The organism is Kitasatospora sp. NBC_01300, from assembly GCF_041435235.1.
Classification (GTDB): domain Bacteria; phylum Actinomycetota; class Actinomycetes; order Streptomycetales; family Streptomycetaceae; genus Kitasatospora.
In genome coordinates this window covers 7446369-7464942 of sequence record NZ_CP108408.1, presented here as the reverse complement: position 1 = coordinate 7464942, position 18574 = coordinate 7446369, and the positions used below count along the sequence as shown (strand labels likewise).

Here is an 18574-nt window from a genome sequence, read left to right as displayed (position 1 = left end):
CGGCCCGCGGCGTCCGGTGTCGGGCGCCGCCGCCCAAGTATGACCGGTGATCATTCCGTTCCCACCCCGGCTGCCGGCCCCAAGCCACCCCGAGCGGGACCCTCGGGCCCGTCAGGCGTGTCGGGCCCGGGCCGGACTCGTCAGACCACCCAGCCGCCCGTCATCCGCAGCACCGCCGAGCCGTCCAGGTCGGCCAGCTTGGTGCCGGCGAAGGCCCGGGCCGCCTCCGAGGTCTGCACCCGCAGCGGCGGCCGCTCGGCGGTGAGGGCCTCGACGATCGGGGCGGCCGCCTGCTCCGGGGTCTGGGCCTGGCCGAAGGCCTTCAGCGTGCGGTCGACGTAGGCCCGCAGGGCGGGGGCGTACGGGCCGGCCGCGGCGGTCAGCGCGGGCAGGTCGATGGCCTGGTTGCCGATGAACTCGCTGGCGACGGCGCCCGGTTCGACGACGGTGACGTGCACGCCGACGGTGGCGGCGACCGGCGCCAGCGACTCCATGAAGCCCTCGACGGCGAACTTGGCGGCGCAGTAGGCCTCGTTGAAGGGCTGTCCGACCACGCCGCCGACGCTGGTCACGGTGACGACCCGGCCGCCGGAGGCCCGCAGGTGCGGCAGTGCGGCCCGGGTGACCTCGACCACGCCGAAGAAGTTCACCTCCATGGCGGCCCGCACCGGCGCCGTCCCGTCCTGCTCGATCGTGCCGACGTGGCCGGCGCCCGCGTTGTTGACCACCGCGTCGAGCCGGCCGTGCCGGGCGAGGACGGTCTCCAGGCAGGCGGTGACGGAGGCCGGGTCGGTGACGTCCAGTTGCTCGACCTCGATCCGCCCGTCGACGCCCGCCTCGGCGGCGGCGCGCCGCAGGGCCTCGGCCCGTCCGGTGTCGCGCATGGTGGCGACGACGCCGTACCCGGCGCGGGCGGCGGCCACGGCGGTGGCGAGGCCGATCCCGGAGGAGGTGCCGGTGATGAGGACGATCGGGGCGGCGTCGGTGTCCATGGAAGTCTCTCCTCGGTTCTCCCCGGCTTCCCCGGGGAAAAGTGTGTGCGTGCACACGCACCATACATTTAGGTGCACGCGCACGCAACCGGTCGACGGCCCGGCGGCGGCGGCCGGGCGGCCGTCACACCTTCGCCAGCGCGCCCTCCACGTCCGCCCACAGGTCCTCGGGGTGCTCGATGCCCACCGACACCCGCACCGTCCCCGGGCCGATCCCGGCGGCGGCCAACTCGACGTCGTCGAGCTGGCGGTGGGAGGTGCTGGCCGGGTGGAGCACCAGGGTGTGCACGCCGCCGAGGGAGGGGGCGAGGGCGGCCAGGCGGACGGACTCGGTGAAGGTGCGGGCCGCCTCACGGCCGCCGACGAGGTCGAAGGCCAGGACGCCGCCGTGGCCGTCGGGCAGGAGCCGGCGGGCGAGGTCGTGGTCGGGGTGCCCGGGCAGGCCCGGGTAGTGGACGGCCCCGACCGCGGGGTGGGCGGCGAGGCGGCCGGCCAGGTCGAGGGCGCTCTCGCAGTGCCGGCGGACCCTCAGGGCGAGGGTCTGGAGGCCGCGCAGGGTCAGCCAGGCGGCGAACGGGTCGGCGGCGGCGCCGAGTTCGATGGCGTAGTGCCACACCTTGCGGTGCAGTTCGGCGTCCGCGAGAACGGCGATGCCGGCCAGGACGTCCGAGTGGCCGCCGAGGTACTTGGTCGCCGAGTGGATGACGACGTCCGCGCCGTACTCGATCGGCCGGCAGAGCAGCGGCGTCGCGAAGGTGTTGTCCACGACGCTGACCACCCCGGCCCGCTTGGCGACGCCGATCAGCCCGGGCAGGTCGGTGACCCTGGTGGTGGGGTTGGAGATGGTCTCCAGGTGCAGCAGCCGGGTGGTGGGCCGCAGGGCCGCCTCGACCTCGGCCGGGTCGTCGCCCCCGACGTGGGTGACCTCCACCCCCCAGCGGTCGGCGAGGTCGGCGAGCACGGCGAAGGTGCCGCCGTACAGGCTCCGCTGGGCGATCACGTGGTCGCCGGAGCGCAGCAGGGCGAGCAGGACGGTGTTGATCGCGCCCATGCCGGAGGCGGTGGCGATCGCACCGGCGCCGCCCTCGAGGTCGGCCACCGCCGTCTCCAGCGAGCGGACGGTCGGGTTGCCGTAGCGGTTGTAGAAGAAGGCCCCGCCCGGGCCGCTGAAGGCCTGGGTGAGCGCGTCGCTGGTGTCGAAGGCGAAGAGGTGGCTCTGGTGCAGCGGCACGCCCATCGGGCGGCTGCCGGTGGTGTCCGCGAGGGGCGGGTGGACGATCCGGCTCTCGGGGCGCAGCGCGTCGGGGGCCCGGTGCCCGTCCGGGATCCGGTGTCCGTCGGGGGTCAGCTGCCCGTCGGGGGCCTGCCGTCCGCCAGAAGCCTGCTGTCCGTCGGGGGCCCGGTGGCCGAGGTAGTCGCTCATGCCGCCCATCGTCGGGCCGGCCGCACGCCGCGCCCAGGGCCAATCGCGCCCGGGTGGCCCGCCCCGGTGCCGCTGCGGCGCCGGGGCGGGCCACCGCGACTCACTTGCGGCGGCCGAAGATCCGCTTCGCGGCGTAGACGATGCCGACGATCAGCAGCACGAAGAACAGGATGATCAGGATGACCACGACGATCAGGAACTTGCCGAGCTTGGCGAAGAAGCCCGACTTCTTCTTCTCGTCCTTGGCCGCGAGGTGGGCGGCCGGCGCGGCCTGACCGCTCCGGGTGCCGACGGAGACGGCCGGGCCCGCCGCCGGGGCGGCCGGGCCGGAGCCGGTGACGGAAACGGTGGTGGCGGCGGCCGCGACGGGCCGGGGTGCGGCCGTCGCCGTCGCGCTCGACGCCGCGGCGGTGAGGCCGACGGCGGCCAGCAGTGCCACCAGGGCGCCGGCTATCGAACGTGCGATCCGGTGAGTCATCGTGCTCCTCGTACGGTTTCTGAGCAGCGCAGAGGAGCCTGGCCGACCGGATCCGCTGGTCTGACCAGGTGGTTTTCTCATCTGCGCCTAGTATGCTCCACTGAGTTTCTACAGCGGTGTAAAAGTTTAGCGACGGGCCTGCCCGGATCGGCTCCGGCCCCGGCCACGCACGCCCGCCGGTCCGACGGGGGTTTCGTGGCAACTGTGGAGGATGACGACGTGTCTGGTCGCAGGGGTTCCCCCGGAGCCGGAAAATCGCCGCGCCGGGCAGCCGGCGGCTCGCCGGAGGGCCGCATACCCGAGGGCCGCAGCGCGGAGGGCCGCGCGGCGGACGGCGGCCAGGCCGGCCGGACCGGTCAGGCGGGCGGGGCCGGCCAGGCGGGCCGTACGAGCCGGGCGAAGCCGAAGGCCAAGCGCAGCACCAAGGAGAAGGTGCTCTGGGCGACGGCCGGCTGCACCGCCCTCCTCGTCCTCGGTGGCTGCGCCGTCTACTACCGCCTGAACAGCAACCTCACCACCTTCGACGGCGACGCCCTCAGCAAGGACCGGCCGGCCGCCGCGGCCCCGGACTCCCAGGGCCGCACCCCGGTCAACGTCCTGCTGATCGGCTCGGACAGCCGCGGCAACGGCAACAGCGACCTGGGCGGCGGCGGGGACGGCGGCGCCCGCTCGGACACCGCGATCCTGCTGCACGTCTACGCCGACCACAAGCACGCCGTCGGCATCTCCATCCCCCGCGACTCCCTGGTCACCATCCCGCCGTGCAAGCTCCCGAACGGCAAGTGGACCAAGGAGCAGACCAATGTGATGTTCAACAGCGCCTTCTCGGTGGGCGACAGCGACCAGGGCAACCCGGCCTGCACCCAGAACGCCGTCGAGAAGCTCACCAACCTGCGGGTCGACCACACCATCGTGGTGGACTTCAACGGCTTCGCCTCGATGACCAAGGCGGTCGGCGGTGTCGAGGTCTGCCTGCCGAACGACATCCACGAGGGCGACCTCAACCCGAACCTGGGCAAGAAGGGCAAGCTGGTCTTCCCCAAGGGCAAGCAGAAGGTGGAGGGCCAGTCCGCGCTCGACTTCGTCCGGGTGCGGCACGGCATCGGCGACGGCTCCGACATCGGCCGCACCAAGCGTCAGCAGGCCTTCCTCTCCTCGCTCATCAAGGAGGTCAAGTCCCGCGGCATGGACCCGACCACCCTGCTGCCGCTCGCCGACGCCGCGACCAAGTCGCTCACCGTCGACCCCGACCTCGGCTCGGCGGCCAAGCTGCTCTCCTTCGCCATGTCGCTCAAGGACGTCGACCTGCACGACGTCAAGTTCGTGACGGCGCCGTGGCGCTACGAGGGCCCGCGGGTCGCCCTGCTCCACCCCGACTCGGACCAGCTCTGGGCCGCGCTCAAGGCCGACCGCACCCTGGACGGCCAGGACGCGAGCGCCACCGCCGCGGACTCCGCCGCGCCGGGCACCCCCGCCGCCGAGGCCACCCCCAGCCCCACCGCCACCACCCCCGCGCCGGACGCCAAGGGCGGCGAGGCCAAGCCCGCCGACGTGAAGGTCGCCGTGCTCAACGGCACCGGTGCGACCGGGCTCGGCGGCAAGGCCGCGGAGGCCGTCAAGGGCGCCGGCTACACCGTGACCAGCGTCGGCAACGCGACCGGCAAGCCGCGCGCCACCACGGTCGTCGAGTACGGCGCGGGCGAGCGCGCCGCGGCCGACGCGGTCGCCAAGCTGTTCCCGGGTGCCACCGTCCAGGCCGGCGGCAAGGGCGTCAGCGTGGTGCTCGGCCACGACTTCGCCGCCGCCAATCCGGCCGGCGCCGCCGACCCGGCCGCCTCCGCGTCGCCCGGCGCCCCGGCCCCGGTGCCCAGCAGCGTCGCCAACGCCGCCCGGTCGGCCGACGACGACCCGTGCGCCAACGTGTCGTACGGCTGACCCGGACGGCACGCACGACGACGGCGGGGCGCCTGCGGATCCTGGTCCGGAGGCGCCCCGCCGTCGCGAGGTGCGCGAGGTGCGCTGGGCCTGCAAGGTCTACGAGGCCTGCGGGGTCAGCGCCTGGCGCCGCAGGACGGGCAGAACGCCGCGCCCTCCGGGATGTCCTGGTGGCACTGGCCGCACTGGGTCGGCTGGGCGAGCCGGTGGCCGCAGCCCGGGCAGAACGGCGTGCCGTGCGTCTCCGCCGAGCACTGCGGGCAGACGAGCTGGCGCGGCGTCCGCACGTCGAACTCGGCGCCGGACTGCTGGCCCTGCTGGTAGGAGCGGTCGGTCACCATGTCGTTGAGGCCGCGCCGCTGCGCCGCCATCGCCTCGGCCGCCGTGTCCGGGGCGCAGTTGTGGCACAGGCCCTGGCCCGGGTCGAAGCAGCGGCTGCAGACGTAGTAGGTGCAGCGGGCGCAGCGGTTGAAGTGCACCTGGGCGTTGGTGATCGCGCGCTGGAAGGCGGCGTCGCGCGCGTTGCCCCAGGTGTGGCCGGCCAGGCCGTCGGCGGCGTTGCTGATGGTGTTGGCGTTGCCGCCGATGAGGTTCCAGGCGGCGCTGACGCCCTTGCCGATCCAGCCCGCCACCTGGCCGGTGGTGAACGCCTCGAACGGCGAGCGCCAGGTGTCGGAGCAGCGGTGGCAGGAGAACTCGAACTGGAAGCCCGCGCCGGTGCCGTGCTGCTCGCACAGGTCGCGGTAGTTGCTGCTGAAGTAGATCTCGGAACTCACGTCGTCCCCGGTCGATGAGGTGGCATGTCGGCGGCCCCGGGCCCCCCAAGGTGCCGACACGGATGGGGCGGGTCACGGGGGCGCTGCACAGAATCGCACATGCCGTCATATTTTGTGAATCTCTTATGGACAACGCCTCGTGATCGCCGCACCGAGGGACGTCCGGACCCATCGGTCCGGTTCCGATCATGCCGGTACCGGTTTCGATCGGAACCAGTCCGATCGAAACCGTCCGACACCTCCTCAGAGCCCGGCGACCGGCAGCAGCAGGACCCGCGCCGGATCGAACCGCTCCCAGCCGGCCGGCCGGCCGCTGCGGCTCACCCGCAACCGGCACCACTGCTGCCCGGCGGAGTCCTGCCACCAGCCGCTGATCCGCCCGGACGCCCAGGTGCCGTCGCCGAGGTCCACCTCGACCGGCTGGTACACCCACTGGACGTCCGGGTCCGCCGGCTCCCCGGCGGCCACAGGACTGCGCCGACTCTCCACCACGGTTCCGCCTCCCGACCCGGCCCCGGCGCGCGGCCTCCCCGGTCGGGCGGCCACGCGACCAGGCGTGCAGCTCACCCCGGAAACTCTACAGGCGTGTAGAGGAAGACGGGGGGAGTTCAGCCGAAGCCCTCACCCGGCTCAGCGGCGGCTCCGGCGCGCGCCACGGCGGCGGCGCCACAGGGCGAACGGCACGACGGCGGCCAGCCCGAGCGCGTCCGGCGCCGACGGCGCCTGCACCGGCGCGGCAGCCCCCGCGCCCGCGGCCGCGCCCGCCGGCACCTTGCCGAAGGTGTCCGGGACGGGAAGGGTGGACCAGTCGGTGAGCGGCCACGCGACGACGAACGCCCGGCCGATCACGTTCCCCACCGGCACGAAGCCGTCACCGGTCTCGTTGTGGTGCGGGCGGGAGTCCCGCGAGTTGTTGCGGTGGTCGCCCATCACCCAGAGCTTGCCCTTGGGGACGGTGACGGTGCCCACCGGGTCCTGGTCGCAGGGCGCCGAGCCGGGGAACAGGTACGGCTCGTCCAGCGCGACGCCGTTCACCTTCAGCGGGCTGCCCGCCTTGCACTCGACGGTGTCCCCGCCGACCGCGATCACCCGCTTGATCAGGTCCTTCTCGTCCGCCGAGGGCATCAGGCCGACGGTGCTCAGCACCTTCTGGACCGAGCTCATCACCGAGCCGTCCGCGTGCGTCGGCACGCTCTCCAGCCAGCCGCCCGGATCACGGAAGACCACCACCTCGCCGCGCTCCGGCTCGGCGCCGAACCACGGCGTCAACTTGTCGACCAGCACCCGGTCGCCGATCGCCAGGGTCTGCTCCATCGAACCGGAGGGGATCGAGAAGGCCTGGACGAAGAAGGTCTTGATGCCGAGCGAGAGCAGCAGGGCGATCACCAGCAGAATCGGGAGCTCCTGCCAGAACGGGCGCTTCTTGCGCGCGCTCTTGGCGTCCGGCTCCGCACCGCCGGGCCCGTCGGCCCCACCGGTCGGACCGCTGCCGCCGCTGCCGTCGCCACCGCCGGAACCACCACCGGCCCGGCCGGATCCGCCGCCGGAGGACCCGAAGGCCCCCGCCGGGCCCGGGACTTCGGGCGCACCCACCGCACCGCGCTCCCCGGTTCCACCGCTCTCGCCGGACTCCGTGCTCTGCTGGACACTCATCTTCTCGGCCCCTCCCGACGGCCTGGCGGGAGACCGGAACGGAAAACCCCCGCTGTCAGGGAACGAACCTACCGAACGGAGGTTCCCGGGCGCGCCCTGACATGGATCCGCTCACCCTGAGGACCGAACAGACTGAGGAACTCCACCGGCTGCGGCCCGGCGTTGCCGAAGGCGTGCGGAGTGCGGGTGTCGAACTCGGCGGCCTCACCGGCCGTCAGCACCAGGTCGTGCGAACCGAGCACCAGCCGCAGCCGGCCGGACAGGACGTACAGCCACTCGTGGCCCTCGTGCACCTTCAGCTCCAACTCGGGCTCGGTGCCCCGGCCGGGCGGCATGATCTGCTTGAAGGCGTGCAGGCCGCCGAGGTGGCGGGTGAGCGGGATGATGGTCTGACCGTTCCTGGTCACCGGGCGGGGATGGACCCGGGGGTCGCCGGTGGCCGGGGCGCCGACCAGTTCGTCCAGCGGCACCCGGTACTCCCGGGCCAGCGGCAGCAGCAGTTCCAGGGTCGGCTTGCGCTGCCCGGACTCCAGCCGGGACAGCGTGCTGAGCGAGATCCCGGTGGCGGCGGCCAGTTTGGCGAGGGTGGTACCGCGCTCGCGGCGCAGGGCGCGCAGCCGGGGGCCCACCGTGGTGAGGACGTTCTCGAAGTCTTCGTCGGCCATGCCTGCCATTCGCCGGGACGGCAAGGGTGTTTGTCAAACCGGCACACCGGTGCACGGGCGCGCGGGCGCGTCGGCGCGCCCTATGCTGTCCGGCCATGCGCATCCACCTCACCCGGGACAGCGTCGCGGCCGGCGACGACGCCGACGCCCCGCACGCCACCGCGCTCGCCCTCCCCGACGGCCTCGACCTGCCGGAGGCGCTCGCCGCCCTCGGACTCCCCCGGCCGTACCTGCCCCTGATCGGCGGCGGCCGCGCCGGCTGGATCCTGCGCACCGGCGACGGCACCCCGCTCGCCGTACTCGCCCAGCAGTGGCCGCGCGCCCGGCCGCTCCCGGGCGTCCGGGGCCCGCTCGCCCGCCTGGCCGGCCCGGACGGCGACGTCCGGCTGCACGCCGAGTACCGGCGCCAGCTGGACCCGGACGCCGAGTACGACCGGCTCGCCGCCGGCTGAGGCCGGGGCACCGGAGCCCGCCGGGGCTTGGCCGACGCCAGCCCGGGGCGTGACCGGCCGACCTGCGGCGGGGCCCGGTGGCGGTGTGCGTCGCCACCGGGCCCCGCCGCGGGTCGGTGCCGGCGGCTACCGGTACTCGCGCAGGCGCGGCCGGACGCCCAGCGCGGTGAGGGCGAGCGCCGCCGCCAGCGCCCCCGCCGCCAGGGCCGCCGTGCCGGCGTCGAGGTCGCCGTCGGTCGCGGCGACCGCCGAGTCCATCGCCTTGGCGTTGACCGCGATGGTGTCCCCGATGGCCGTGCTCAGCTGATCGAAGTCGTAGTTCGACTGCCCCTGGGAGAGGCCGGTGTTGAGCGTCACCGCCTCCTTGAGCCGGCCCTCGTCGCGCAGCGCGCGGATCTTCCGGTCGTCCTGCTGGTACTGCTGGAAGGCGGCCAGCACCCGCTCGGCGGCGTCCTGCTCGCCGGGGAAGGTGATGTTGTGCAGTTCGGTGCCGAGGTAGCCGCCGAAGGGGACGGCCGCGTGGTCGGCGCGGTGCCGGGCCGCAGCCGCCGCCAGTTGGACGTTGTAGTCGGCGAGGGTGGCGCCGTCCAGGCGGGCGATCGTCTGGGTCTTGTCGAGGAAGCTCTGCTCGTAGGCGGCCGCGCGGGACGGGTCGGTGAGGTAGCGGCTCTCGTCGGCGTTCAGATCGAAGGCGACCGCACGGGCGCGGCTGAGCGCGATCACCGAGTCGTAGGCGTTGCTCTTGGCGGTCACCAGGTGGTCGTCGGCGCGGCTGGCCAGGTGCAGGCCGATCGCCAGCACGACGCCGGTGAGCAGCGTGACCGCGGCCAGCGCCGGGTTGACGACGCGGTGGTAGCGCACCGCCAGGACGCGCTGGAGCCCGAGCAGCGCGGCGAGCGCGAGCAGGCCGACCGCGAGCAGCCACCACCAGCCGCTGCCGAGGGCGTCGCGGCGCTCGGTGTAGACCTGCTCGACGGTGGCCTCGTTGGCGGCGGTGACCTGGTCGGCGGCGGGCAGCAGTTGCTGGCGCAGCAGGTCGGTGGCCTGGCGGTAGGCGTCCAGGGCGGCGGGCGAGGGCTGGCCGGCCGGGGCCTTGGCCTGCTCCTCCAGCAGCTGGGCACGGGCCACCAGGGCCTCGTAGCTGCCGAGCCGGCCGAGCACCTGCTGGACGGCGCGCTGGCCGGCCGGGTCGGCGGCCGCGGCCTGGGCGGCCTGCTGGAGGTCGCCGTCGGCCTGGGCGCGGCGCTGCTCGTAGGTGTCGAGGGTCTGCTTGCGCAGCGTCGTGTAGTCGGGGTCGGCACCGACCAGCAGCAGGTTGGCGGCCTGGGCGTCCATGTCGCTGAGCGCGAAGTAGAGGTCGGCGGCGCGGGTGGCCTGCGGGGCGGCCCGGTGGCCGATGGTGTCGGTGCCGTCGCGGGCCCCGCCGAGGACGGTGGTGGCGGCCGCGCCGAGGCCGATCAGGGCGGCCAGGCTGAGCGCGGTGAGGCCGCGGACCAGGCGCGGGGTGGTCCAGTAGGCGCGGCCGCCGACCGTCCGCGCGCCGTGCCGGAGCCGGGCCAGGGCGCTCGGGCGGGGGGTCGGGGCGGCCGGGGCCGGGGCCCTGGCTGGGGCCGGTTCCCCCGCCGGATCGGCTTCCGTCCCCGGGGCCGTCTCCCCCGTCGTGGCCGTCGTGCCCGCTGCCGAGGTGGTCATGGCCGCACGTTCCTCTCCCCCGTCGCACGGTCCGCCGGGGTTTCCTGCTGAAACCGGAGCAGAACCGTTTCTCTCCGCCGGGCGACGCTAGTGCCGCGCCACCTGCGGGAAGCCGCCCCCTGACGGCTCCTTGACGCCGCCGGGCACCGTTCTTGACGCATCCTTAGCGAGCGTCTCCGGCGCCCGGCGGTGTCCGCCGGTTCGCGGTGGTCCTCAGCGGTTCTCGGCGGTTCTCGGCGGTGGTGAGTGGTGATGGGTGGTGGCGGCGGGTGCCGGCCTGCGGTGGTGGGCGGGTCAGCCCTGCCCGGCCCGGCGGCCGCGGTTCGCCGTGTTCTTCCGCCGGGCCCTCTTCTTGCGGGCGCGCTTGGACATCGCGTGCTCTCCGATTCCGGGGAAGGACTTCAAGCGGCCTGGCCGACCAACTGGTCCGCCAGCTTGACCAGGCGCTTCAGCGAGCGCTCCTCCTGGGCGGCCTGCGCCACCGGCGCCACCGAACCGCCGTCGTAGTAGGCGCCGTTGGCGACCGCGACGTCCGGCAGGCAGAGCCGGACGACGGCCGCCGCACCCTCCGCCGCCGGCGCGCCGGCCCGCCCGTACAGCGGCAGCAGCGCCGTGTCGCACAGGCCCGGGTTGAGGCTGACGGCGGTGATGCCGGAGCCGGCCGGGGCCATGTCGGCGGTCGCCATGGTGAGCGCGAGCTGCGACTGCGCATACGCGGCCACCCGCGAGTACCTCTTCACCCGGTGCGGGTCCGACCAGTTCATCGAAGCCGTCCGGTGCAGCGAGGACGAGACGTTGACGATCCGGGCGTCGCCGGATGCCGAGAGCGGCGCCCGCAGCAGCCTGGCCAGCAGGTGCGCGGCCAGGAAGTTGACCTGCAGCGAGACCTCGTTGCCGTCGTCGGTCAGCGTGCAGCGCTCGGGCGCCATCGCGGCGGCGTTGTTGACCAGCAGGTCCAGCGCCGGGTAGTGCTTGACGACCGTACCGGCCAGCACCGCGACCTCCGAGAGGCGGGTGAAGTCGGCGGCCAGCTCGACGAGTTGGTCCCGGCGGGCGCCGGCGTCGACCAGCCGGGCGACGGCCGCCTCGGCCTCCGGGGTGGTCCGGGCGTGCACCAGCACGGTGGCGCCCAGCCCGGCGAGCAGCCGGGCGGTCTCCCAGCCGATGCCGGAGGAGGCGCCGGTGACGAGGGCGGTACGAGCGGACAGGGCGGATTCGGACATGACCGTTCCCAGGGTGCGGGGCACCGCCGGCCCTGTCCGGGCCGGGGTGCGGGCTCAAAAGACCTGATGAGATGCGGAACTCGCGCGCCCGCCCGCACCCCGCGCCGATCGGGCGACGGGGCGGGGCGCGGCACGTGCCGTGCCCTCCGGCGGGGAGGCGCGGATCAGCGCACGGCGATGGCGGCCGCGGCGACGCGGACCGGCGGCCGCGGATGCGGCGGGCGGTCGTGGTGGCGTGCCGGGCGGTTCATGCTCCTCATCCAACCGGCGGGCGCGGACCGGGGCAAGCGCCGCGCCGCCGCCCTGACGAATCCCTGACGCCGGGCGAACAGCCGTGCGGCCGACGCCGGTTGCGGCCGCCGGTCAGTGCTGCCCGCGCGGGGCCGCGCCGGCTCGCGGCGGCACGGCGGAGCCGGTCGGGGCGCCGCGCCCCGCCGTCAGAGCCAGTTGCGGCGCTTGAAGACCACGTACAGCCCGGTGCAGACCAGCGCCATCAGCCCGATCGCGAACGGGTAGCCGAACGCCCACTTGAGCTCCGGCATGATCTCGAAGTTCATCCCGTAGACGGTGCCGATCAGCGTCGGCGCGAAGAGGATCGCCGCCCAGGAGGAGATCTTCTTGATCTCGTCGTTCTGCACGTGCCCGGCCTCGGCGAGCTGCTTCATCTCCTCGTTCTGCCGCTGCGAGACCAGCGTCGCGTTCACGGTCAGGATGTTCTGCAGCATCTGCCGGAAGCCGTCCACCCGCTCGGCGGCGTAGGTGGCGTGGTCGGCGACGTCGCGCAGGTAGCGCTGCAGCTCGTCGTCGGTGCCGTACTTGCCGAAGCCCGCCTCCAGGCTCCTCATGATCTCCAGCAGCGGCCGGGTCGCCCGCTGGAGCTCGATCACCTCGCGGGACAGCTCGTAGATGCGCCGGGAGACCTGCGGGTCGCCGCCGAACACCTCCGTCTCGATCTCGTCGATGTCGTGCTGGAGCCCGGCGATCACCGGCGCGTAACCGTCCACCACGGCGTCCAGCACCGCGTACAGCACCGCCTCCGGGCCGAGCGCGAGCAGGTCCGGGTCCGTCTCCAGGCGGCGGCGCACCGCGGACAGGTCCGGCGCCTGGGAGTGGCGGACGGTGAGCACGAAGTCGGGGCCCACGAAGAGGTGGATCTCGCCGAAGTCGACCTCCTCCGCCTCGTCCAGGTAGCGCGCGGCACGCAACACCACGAACAGCGTGTCGCCGTAGCGCTCCAGCTTCGGCCGCTGGTGGGCGACGATGGCGTCCTCGACGGCCAGTTCGTGCAGGTTGAACCGGTCCGCCGCCTCCAGCAGCTGCGCCTCGGCCGGGCGGTACAGGCCGATCCAGGCCATCGCGCCGGGCCGGTCGGGCAGTTCGCGGTAGATGTCGGCGAGGTTCGCCGGTGCGTCGATCCGCCGCCCGTCCCGGTAGACCGCCGCGTCCACCACCGAGCGCTCCAGGGTGACCGGCTCGACGGGCTGGTCGGGCCGCGGATCCATCGAGTGCTCCGGCGCCGGCTGCGTGTCGACGGGGCCGGAGCCCCCGACGGGGCGGGAGAACGGACGCTTGCTCGCGCGCACGGCGCGCACACGCCAGTCGGACATGGCGGATACCTCCACGGTGGGTGCCCGGGCCGCCGTCCGGGGACGGCGGGCCGGAGGCGCCCGGCCGGCCACCACGCGCACGGCGCGACCGGCGGCACCTCGTCGAGGACGAGGTCAGCGCCGCGCGGGAGCCGTACGGGAGGAGGAACGCCGGGTGCCGCGAATGGTGCGGGACAACCGGGGGCGGGGCCGACTTCGACCCGGACTACTGCACTCCACGGCTCTCACCTCCTCGGCTCCGCGCGCCCGCGCACCGAAAGGGGGGCCTGCACAACTCCCGCCGAGTGTAGTACCCGCTCCCGGGTGCCTCCCACCGCCCGCCCCCGGGGGCCCGCGCGGCAACGTTCCGGGCCGGTCGTGCGCCCGGCGCGTTCGGGCTCCAACGGCCGCCCGCACCCTGCCCGTTCGTCCCGCCGATGCGACTACGGGGCCGCCACCGCCCGACTACGCTACGTGTCATGACTTCTTCGGAAACGGCCCCCGGGCGGGGCACGGCGGTGGTGATCGGCGGCGGACTGGCCGGCACGGTGGCGGCCTGGGCCCTGCGCGGGTTCGCCGAGCGGATCGTGGTGGTGGAGCGGGACCGCTACCCGGCGGAGCCCACGTTCCGGGCCGGGGTGCCGCAGGGCCGACACGCGCACCTGGTGCTGGAGGCCGGGCACCGGGCGCTGGAGGAGATGATGCCCGGCATCAAGAAGGAGCTCACGGAGGCGGGCGCGATGAGGGTCGCCGTCTCGGGCGATCTGAAGTGGCTCAGCTCGGCGGGGTGGATGGCGCAGTACCCGGCACAGCTCGCCTTCCTCTCCTGCACCCGGCCGGTGCTGGACAAGGCGGTGCTGGACCGGGTCCGCGCCGATCCCACGATCGAGTTCCTGGAAGGCGCCGACGTGGTCGGCCTGCTCGGGTCGGCCCGCACGGTGACCGGCGTCAAGGTCCGCGACCGCGGGCCAGAGCGCGGCGAAGTCCGGGAGATCCCGGCCGAGTTGGTGGTGGACGCGGCCGGCCGCACGACCTCGGTGCCGGACTGGCTGGCGGAGCTGGGCCACCCGCCGGTGCCCGAGGAGCGGGTGGACGCGGGCGTCGCGTACTCCTCCCGGCTGTTCCACCGCCCGGCCGGCGTCGACATCGGCTACAAGGCGATATACCTGCAGACCAAGGCCCCCGACGCGCCCCACCTGGGCGTGCTGCTGCCGGTCGAGGGCGACCGCTGGATCGTCAGCGTCGCCGGCATGCGCGGCGCCGAACCCGAGCCCGGCGAAGCCGGGTTCACCAAGCAACTGGCCCGGCTGCGCGACCCGAGCATCCGCGAGGCGCTCCAGCAGGCCGAGCCGGCCGGCGAGGTGCGCGGCTTCGTCCCCGGCCCCGGCATCCGGCGACACTACGAACGCAGCGCCCCGGACGGCCTGGTGGTGGTCGGCGACGCCGCCAGCACCTTCAACCCGGTGTACGGGCAGGGCGTCACCGTCGCCCTGTTCTGCGCCCGCGAGCTGCGCCGCACCACCCTGCGCCACGGCGGCATCGGCCACGCCACGGCCCGGGACGCCCGGCGTGCGATCGCGGCCGTCTCCAAGAACCCGTGGGTGATGTCCTGCACCGAGGACGTCCGCTTCGCCGCCACCACCGGCGGCCCCTCCGGCGCCCTGCTCGCGTTCCAGCACCGCTTCCTCGACAAGGTGCTGGCCGGCGCCGCCCACGACCCGGCGGTCACCGCCGCGTTCCACGAGGTGATGTCGCTGGTCGCCCCGCCGACGCTGCTGTTCCGCCCGTCGCTCCTCGCCGCCATCCTGCGGAGCTGACCGGCCCCCCTCGCCGCCGACCGGCTCCCCGTGCCGTCGACCGGCCTCCTTCACCGGCTGCCGGCCCGGGGCGCGCCCGGCCCGCCGTGCGCCCCGCCGGAACCGTCAGACGGGCTCCAGGTGCGCGGCCACGTACGGCACGGCGACCTGCTCCAGGGCGCCGCGGCCGAACGCCGGGTGGACGTTGACCTCGAAGACCACGCCGCCGCTCTCGGCGGCGAGGTCGACACCGGCCAGCGGCAGGCCGAGGCAGGCGACCGCGCGGATCGCCAGGTCCGCGAGCCCCCGGGGCAGTTCGGCGGCGGCGAGCGGGGCGGAGACGGCGCCGCGGCTCTCGTTGCAGGGGGCGTCCGGATCCGCCTGCACGTGTTCGACGACCCGGACCACCCGGCCGTCGAGCACCACCACCCGGTACTGGTGGCGGCGGCCGTCCGGGGTGAAGTTGCGGGCGTCCCGGGCGATCAGCCAGTCCGCCCCGTCGTGCTCGTAGTGCCGTGCGGCGGAGGCGAGTTGGGCGTGGGTGGTGACGTGGAAGACGTCGTCGCCGCCCATCCCGACGCAGGGCCGGGCCCAGACGTCGCCGCCGAGCCGGTCGAAGGCCTCGGCGGCGGCCCGCGGGCTCGGCCGGGACAGCGAGACGGTCGGCATGTGCGCGACGCCGTCGCGGGTGAAGCGGGCCACCGTGAGGTCCTTCTCGGTGGCCGCCCGCCAGGCCTGCACATCGGTGCCGAGTGAGCGGGCACCGTGCGCGCCCAGCAGCCGCTGGAAGGGCGCGAAGTCGCGCCGCCGGTGCGGCGGGATCTCGTAGACCACGACGGCGTCGGCCGCCACGCTGCGGCCGTCCGCCTCCAGGCGCAACCCGCCCTCGTCGTCGGGGCGGATCCGGCCACCCCCGCCGGTCATGAAGTGCCGGGCGTCGAGCAGCACGGGCGCCCGGCCGGTGAGGGCCCGGGCGGCGGCGACGAGGACGTCCCGGCTTCCTTCGGTCGAACTGTGATCAGTCAGGAGAACGAGCTCACGTCGACCCATGCGGGTCATGGAAGCGCGGGGTCCGCGCCCCGGCAAGGGGGCCCCACGAGCCAACACCCGCCCCACTGGCCGAAACCCGCGCGGACGCGGTGCGCTCCCCCGGTAATTCGGATGCGGACGCTCCACCCGCCCCGCTACCCTGGCCGCATGTCTACGCCCCGAATTTCCTAGCCGACGGACCCGCCTCCACACCACCCGTGTGTCCGTTCGCTGTTTCGGAGCGTTATCCCATGATCACCACCCGCGGTGTCGACCTGCGCGTCGGCGCCCGCCTCCTGCTGTCCGACATCACCGTCCACATCGCCCCCGGCGACCGGATCGGCCTGGTCGGCCGCAACGGCGCCGGCAAGACCACCCTGCTCGCCACCCTCGCCGGACAACTGCCGCCCGCCGCCGGGACGGTCACCCGCACCGGCCCCGTCGGCTACCTCCCGCAGGACTCCCGCGCCGCCGACCCGTCCGCCACCGTCACCGACCGCATCCTGTCCGCCCGCGGCCTGGCCACCGCCGTCCGCGCGCTGCGCGCCGCCGAGGAGGCGATGGCGCAGGCCGACGGACCGCACGACCAGCGCCGGGCCATGGACGCCTACACCCGCGCCGAGGCCGAGTTCCAGTCCCGGGGCGGCTACGCGGCCGAGGCCGAGGCCGCCCGGGTCGCGGCCGGCCTCGGACTGCCCGCCCGGGTCATGGACACCCCGGTCGGCACCCTCTCCGGCGGCCAGCGCCGCCGGGTCGAGCTGGCCCGGATCCTCTTCGCCGACCACGGCACCCTGCTGCTCGACGAACCCACCAACCACCTCGACGCCGACTCCGTCGCCTGGCTGCGCGGCTTCCTCGCGGCCCACCAGGGCGGGCTGGTCCTGATCAGCCACGACCTCGGCCTGCTCGCCGACACCGTCAACCGGGTCTTCCACCTCGACCCGCAGCGCGCCGCGATCGACGTCCACAACACCGGCTGGCGGGCCTACCTCGACCAGCGCGCCGCCGACGAACGCCGCCGCACCCGGGAGCGGGCCAACGCCGAACGCAAGGCCGCCGCCCTGCACGCCCAGGCCGACCGGATGCGGGCCAACGTCGCCACCGCCACCAGCGCCCGCAGCATGGCCCGCCGCGCCGACCGGATGCTCGCCGACCTCGAACCCGCCCGGCAGGCCGAACGGACGGCCCGGATCCGGCTGCCCGAACCCGCCCCCTGCGGCCGGATGCCGCTCGGCGCGATCAGCCTCGCCAAGGCCTACACCGGCCGCCCGGTGCTCACCGGCCTCGACCTGGCCGTCGACCGGGGCAGCCGGATGGTCGTGCTCGGCCTGAACGGCGCCGGCAAGACCACCCTGCTGCGCATCCTGGCCGGCCACGAGAGCCCCGACACCGGGCGGGTGGTGCCCGGCCCGGGCCTGCGGCTCGGCTACTTCGCGCAGGAGCACGACACCCTCGACCCGGCGCGCAGCGTCCGCGACAACCTCGCCCAGGCCGCGCCCCACCTGAGCGACGGCGAGCTGCGGCACGTCCTCGGCGCGTTCCTGTTCCGCGGCGACGACGCCGACAAGTCGGCCGGGGTCCTCTCGGGCGGTGAGAAGACCCGGCTGGCGCTGGCCGGCCTGGTCCACTCCGGCGCCAACGTCCTGCTGCTCGACGAGCCCACCAACAACCTCGACCCGGCCTCCCGGGCGGAGGTGCTGGCGGCGGTCGGCACCTACCCGGGCGCGATCGTGATGGTCACCCACGACCCTGGTGCCATCGAGGCCCTGCGGCCCGACCGCGTCCTGCTCCTCCCCGACGGCGACGAGGACCTGTGGCACGACTCCTACCTGGAGCTGGTCGCCCTGGCGTGAGCGGCGCCGCCTGACGCCGTCGCGTGACGGTGCCGTCTGCCGGCCCGGCTGCGCCCCGCCGGTCTCCCCGGCGGGGCGCAGCCGGGCCTGAACCGCCCTACGGCTTGCGCGCCTCGATCAGGAAGCGCGCGGAGTGGGCGACGAACGGCCCCTCCGCCCGGATCAGGGCGTCCAGTTCGCGCAGCCGGTCCCGGTGGGCCGCCACGGTGAAGCCCGGGACCATCCAGATCACCTTGCGCAGGAAGTACACCACCGCGCCGATGTCGAGGAACTCCATCCGGAGCCGCTCGGAGCGCAGGTCCTCCACCTCCAGCCCGGCGTCCCGCGCGGCGGCGCTCTCGTCCTCCGGGCGGCGGGCCCGGCGTGCCTCGGGCTGCGGGCCGAGGAAGTACTCGACCAGTTCGAAGCCGGACGCCGGCCCCACGTGCTGGGCGCAGTAGGTGCCGCCGGGCCGCAGCACCCGGGCGATCTCCGACCACCAGGCCTTCACCGGATGACGGCTGGTGACCAGGTCGAAGGCCCCGTCGCCGAACGGCAGCGGCGGCTCGTCCGGGTCCGCGACCACCACCACGCCCAGCGGGTGCAGCAGGCCGGTGGCGCGCGCGACGTTCGGCGGCCAGGACTCGGTGGCCGCCATGGTGGCCGGAAGCGCTCCGCGCTGCGCGGGGGCAGGCGCGCCGTGGGCGGGCATGCCGGGGGCGGACTGTCCTGCGACGGGCTGTCCTGCGATGGGCTGTCCTGTGATGGGCTGTCCTGTGACGAGCTTCGCAGCGGCGAGCCGGGCCGCGCCGGCCAGCACCTCGCCGCCGCCCGTCTGGATGTCCAAGGCCGCCGAGGCCCGGCCCAGCCGCTCGGCCAGCAACCGCTGGTAGCCCCAGGACGGCCGTTCCTCGGTGGCCCGGCCGGAGAGCCAGGAGAAGTCCCAGCCGTCCACGGACACCGCCTCGGCCTCGGCGATCAGCTCTTCGAAGGTGCGCATACCGGCATCATCCCGGTGGCCCGCCCGCCCGGCGAACCGTTT

At 74.7% G+C, this 18574-nt stretch carries 16 protein-coding genes; 4 read left to right on the top strand and 12 right to left on the bottom strand.

The window, feature by feature from the left end:
• Positions 1 to 140: 140 nt before the first annotated feature.
• From OG556_RS32290 to OG556_RS32280, 3 genes are all read right to left on the bottom strand, one after another.
• A complete protein-coding gene (locus OG556_RS32290) occupies positions 141 to 992 on the bottom strand; it encodes an SDR family NAD(P)-dependent oxidoreductase (RefSeq protein WP_371522388.1) in 852 nt (283 codons plus the stop codon).
• A 124-nt stretch (positions 993 to 1116) separates the two neighbouring features.
• A complete protein-coding gene (locus OG556_RS32285) occupies positions 1117 to 2415 on the bottom strand; it encodes a PLP-dependent aspartate aminotransferase family protein (protein ID WP_371522386.1) in 1299 nt (432 codons plus the stop codon).
• Positions 2416 to 2515: 100 nt separating this feature from the next.
• Positions 2516 to 2893 (bottom strand): hypothetical protein, encoded by a 378-nt coding sequence (locus OG556_RS32280; RefSeq protein ID WP_371522384.1) that lies wholly within the window; start codon positions 2891 to 2893, stop codon positions 2516 to 2518.
• A 294-nt stretch (positions 2894 to 3187) separates the two neighbouring features.
• Between OG556_RS32280 and OG556_RS32275 the strand changes: the two genes are divergently transcribed.
• Complete coding sequence (locus OG556_RS32275; RefSeq protein ID WP_371523006.1) at positions 3188 to 4828, top strand: LCP family protein; 1641 nt, start codon at positions 3188 to 3190, stop codon at positions 4826 to 4828.
• Between the two features lie 116 nt (positions 4829 to 4944).
• Here OG556_RS32275 and OG556_RS32270 read toward each other — a convergent pair whose 3' ends face one another.
• The 4 genes from OG556_RS32270 to OG556_RS32255 form a co-directional block, all read right to left on the bottom strand.
• Complete coding sequence (locus OG556_RS32270) at positions 4945 to 5604, bottom strand: zinc ribbon domain-containing protein (protein ID WP_371522382.1); 660 nt, start codon at positions 5602 to 5604, stop codon at positions 4945 to 4947.
• A 243-nt stretch (positions 5605 to 5847) separates the two neighbouring features.
• Positions 5848 to 6096, bottom strand: a complete 249-nt coding sequence (locus OG556_RS32265) for a hypothetical protein (RefSeq protein WP_371522380.1) — start codon at positions 6094 to 6096, stop codon at positions 5848 to 5850.
• A 138-nt stretch (positions 6097 to 6234) separates the two neighbouring features.
• On the bottom strand, positions 6235 to 7257 hold the full coding sequence (gene lepB, locus OG556_RS32260; RefSeq protein ID WP_371522378.1) for a signal peptidase I: 1023 nt from the start codon (positions 7255 to 7257) through the stop codon (positions 6235 to 6237).
• A gap of 68 nt (positions 7258 to 7325) precedes the next feature.
• Positions 7326 to 7922, bottom strand: a complete 597-nt coding sequence (locus OG556_RS32255; protein ID WP_063350727.1) for a helix-turn-helix domain-containing protein — start codon at positions 7920 to 7922, stop codon at positions 7326 to 7328.
• Between the two features lie 95 nt (positions 7923 to 8017).
• On the opposite strand from OG556_RS32255, the gene OG556_RS32250 reads away from it, so the two are divergent.
• Positions 8018 to 8374 carry a hypothetical protein gene (locus OG556_RS32250; protein ID WP_371522376.1) on the top strand — a complete coding sequence of 119 codons (357 nt, stop codon included), beginning with the start codon at positions 8018 to 8020 and terminating at the stop codon, positions 8372 to 8374.
• A 126-nt stretch (positions 8375 to 8500) separates the two neighbouring features.
• On the opposite strand, the gene OG556_RS32245 is transcribed toward OG556_RS32250, so the two are convergent.
• The 3 genes from OG556_RS32245 to OG556_RS32235 form a co-directional block, all read right to left on the bottom strand.
• Positions 8501 to 10066: a hypothetical protein gene (locus tag OG556_RS32245; protein WP_371522374.1), complete on the bottom strand. Its 1566-nt coding sequence runs from the start codon at positions 10064 to 10066 to the stop codon at positions 8501 to 8503.
• Between the two features lie 401 nt (positions 10067 to 10467).
• A complete protein-coding gene (locus OG556_RS32240) occupies positions 10468 to 11289 on the bottom strand; it encodes an SDR family NAD(P)-dependent oxidoreductase (protein WP_363582675.1) in 822 nt (273 codons plus the stop codon).
• 437 nt (positions 11290 to 11726) lie between these two features.
• On the bottom strand, positions 11727 to 12896 hold the full coding sequence (locus tag OG556_RS32235) for a magnesium and cobalt transport protein CorA (RefSeq protein ID WP_363582673.1): 1170 nt from the start codon (positions 12894 to 12896) through the stop codon (positions 11727 to 11729).
• 458 nt (positions 12897 to 13354) lie between these two features.
• On the opposite strand from OG556_RS32235, the gene OG556_RS32230 reads away from it, so the two are divergent.
• Entirely contained in the window at positions 13355 to 14692 is a 1338-nt protein-coding gene (locus OG556_RS32230; protein ID WP_371522372.1) for an FAD-dependent monooxygenase, read from the top strand.
• Positions 14693 to 14797: 105 nt separating this feature from the next.
• Here OG556_RS32230 and OG556_RS32225 read toward each other — a convergent pair whose 3' ends face one another.
• Positions 14798 to 15721: a RimK family alpha-L-glutamate ligase gene (locus OG556_RS32225; RefSeq protein ID WP_371522370.1), complete on the bottom strand. Its 924-nt coding sequence runs from the start codon at positions 15719 to 15721 to the stop codon at positions 14798 to 14800.
• Positions 15722 to 15951: 230 nt separating this feature from the next.
• On the opposite strand from OG556_RS32225, the gene OG556_RS32220 reads away from it, so the two are divergent.
• Positions 15952 to 17553, top strand: a complete 1602-nt coding sequence (locus OG556_RS32220; RefSeq protein WP_371522368.1) for an ABC-F family ATP-binding cassette domain-containing protein — start codon at positions 15952 to 15954, stop codon at positions 17551 to 17553.
• Positions 17554 to 17650: 97 nt separating this feature from the next.
• On the opposite strand, the gene OG556_RS32215 is transcribed toward OG556_RS32220, so the two are convergent.
• Entirely contained in the window at positions 17651 to 18532 is an 882-nt protein-coding gene (locus tag OG556_RS32215) for a methyltransferase domain-containing protein (protein WP_371522366.1), read from the bottom strand.
• Between the last annotated feature and the right edge of the window lie 42 nt (positions 18533 to 18574).

Coding starts and splice junctions, on each gene's coding strand:
- OG556_RS32285 (WP_371522386.1), bottom strand. CDS start 2,415: ATGAGCGACTACCTCGGCCACCGGGCCCCCGACGGACAGCAGGCTTCT.
- OG556_RS32230 (WP_371522372.1), top strand. CDS start 13,355: ATGACTTCTTCGGAAACGGCCCCCGGGCGGGGCACGGCGGTGGTGATC.
- lepB (WP_371522378.1), bottom strand. CDS start 7,257: ATGAGTGTCCAGCAGAGCACGGAGTCCGGCGAGAGCGGTGGAACCGGG.
- OG556_RS32215 (WP_371522366.1), bottom strand. CDS start 18,532: ATGCGCACCTTCGAAGAGCTGATCGCCGAGGCCGAGGCGGTGTCCGTG.
- OG556_RS32220 (WP_371522368.1), top strand. CDS start 15,952: ATGATCACCACCCGCGGTGTCGACCTGCGCGTCGGCGCCCGCCTCCTG.
- OG556_RS32255 (WP_063350727.1), bottom strand. CDS start 7,922: ATGGCCGACGAAGACTTCGAGAACGTCCTCACCACGGTGGGCCCCCGG.
- OG556_RS32290 (WP_371522388.1), bottom strand. CDS start 992: ATGGACACCGACGCCGCCCCGATCGTCCTCATCACCGGCACCTCCTCC.
- OG556_RS32245 (WP_371522374.1), bottom strand. CDS start 10,066: ATGACCACCTCGGCAGCGGGCACGACGGCCACGACGGGGGAGACGGCC.
- OG556_RS32225 (WP_371522370.1), bottom strand. CDS start 15,721: ATGGGTCGACGTGAGCTCGTTCTCCTGACTGATCACAGTTCGACCGAA.
- OG556_RS32250 (WP_371522376.1), top strand. CDS start 8,018: ATGCGCATCCACCTCACCCGGGACAGCGTCGCGGCCGGCGACGACGCC.
- OG556_RS32235 (WP_363582673.1), bottom strand. CDS start 12,896: ATGTCCGACTGGCGTGTGCGCGCCGTGCGCGCGAGCAAGCGTCCGTTC.
- OG556_RS32240 (WP_363582675.1), bottom strand. CDS start 11,289: ATGTCCGAATCCGCCCTGTCCGCTCGTACCGCCCTCGTCACCGGCGCC.
- OG556_RS32280 (WP_371522384.1), bottom strand. CDS start 2,893: ATGACTCACCGGATCGCACGTTCGATAGCCGGCGCCCTGGTGGCACTG.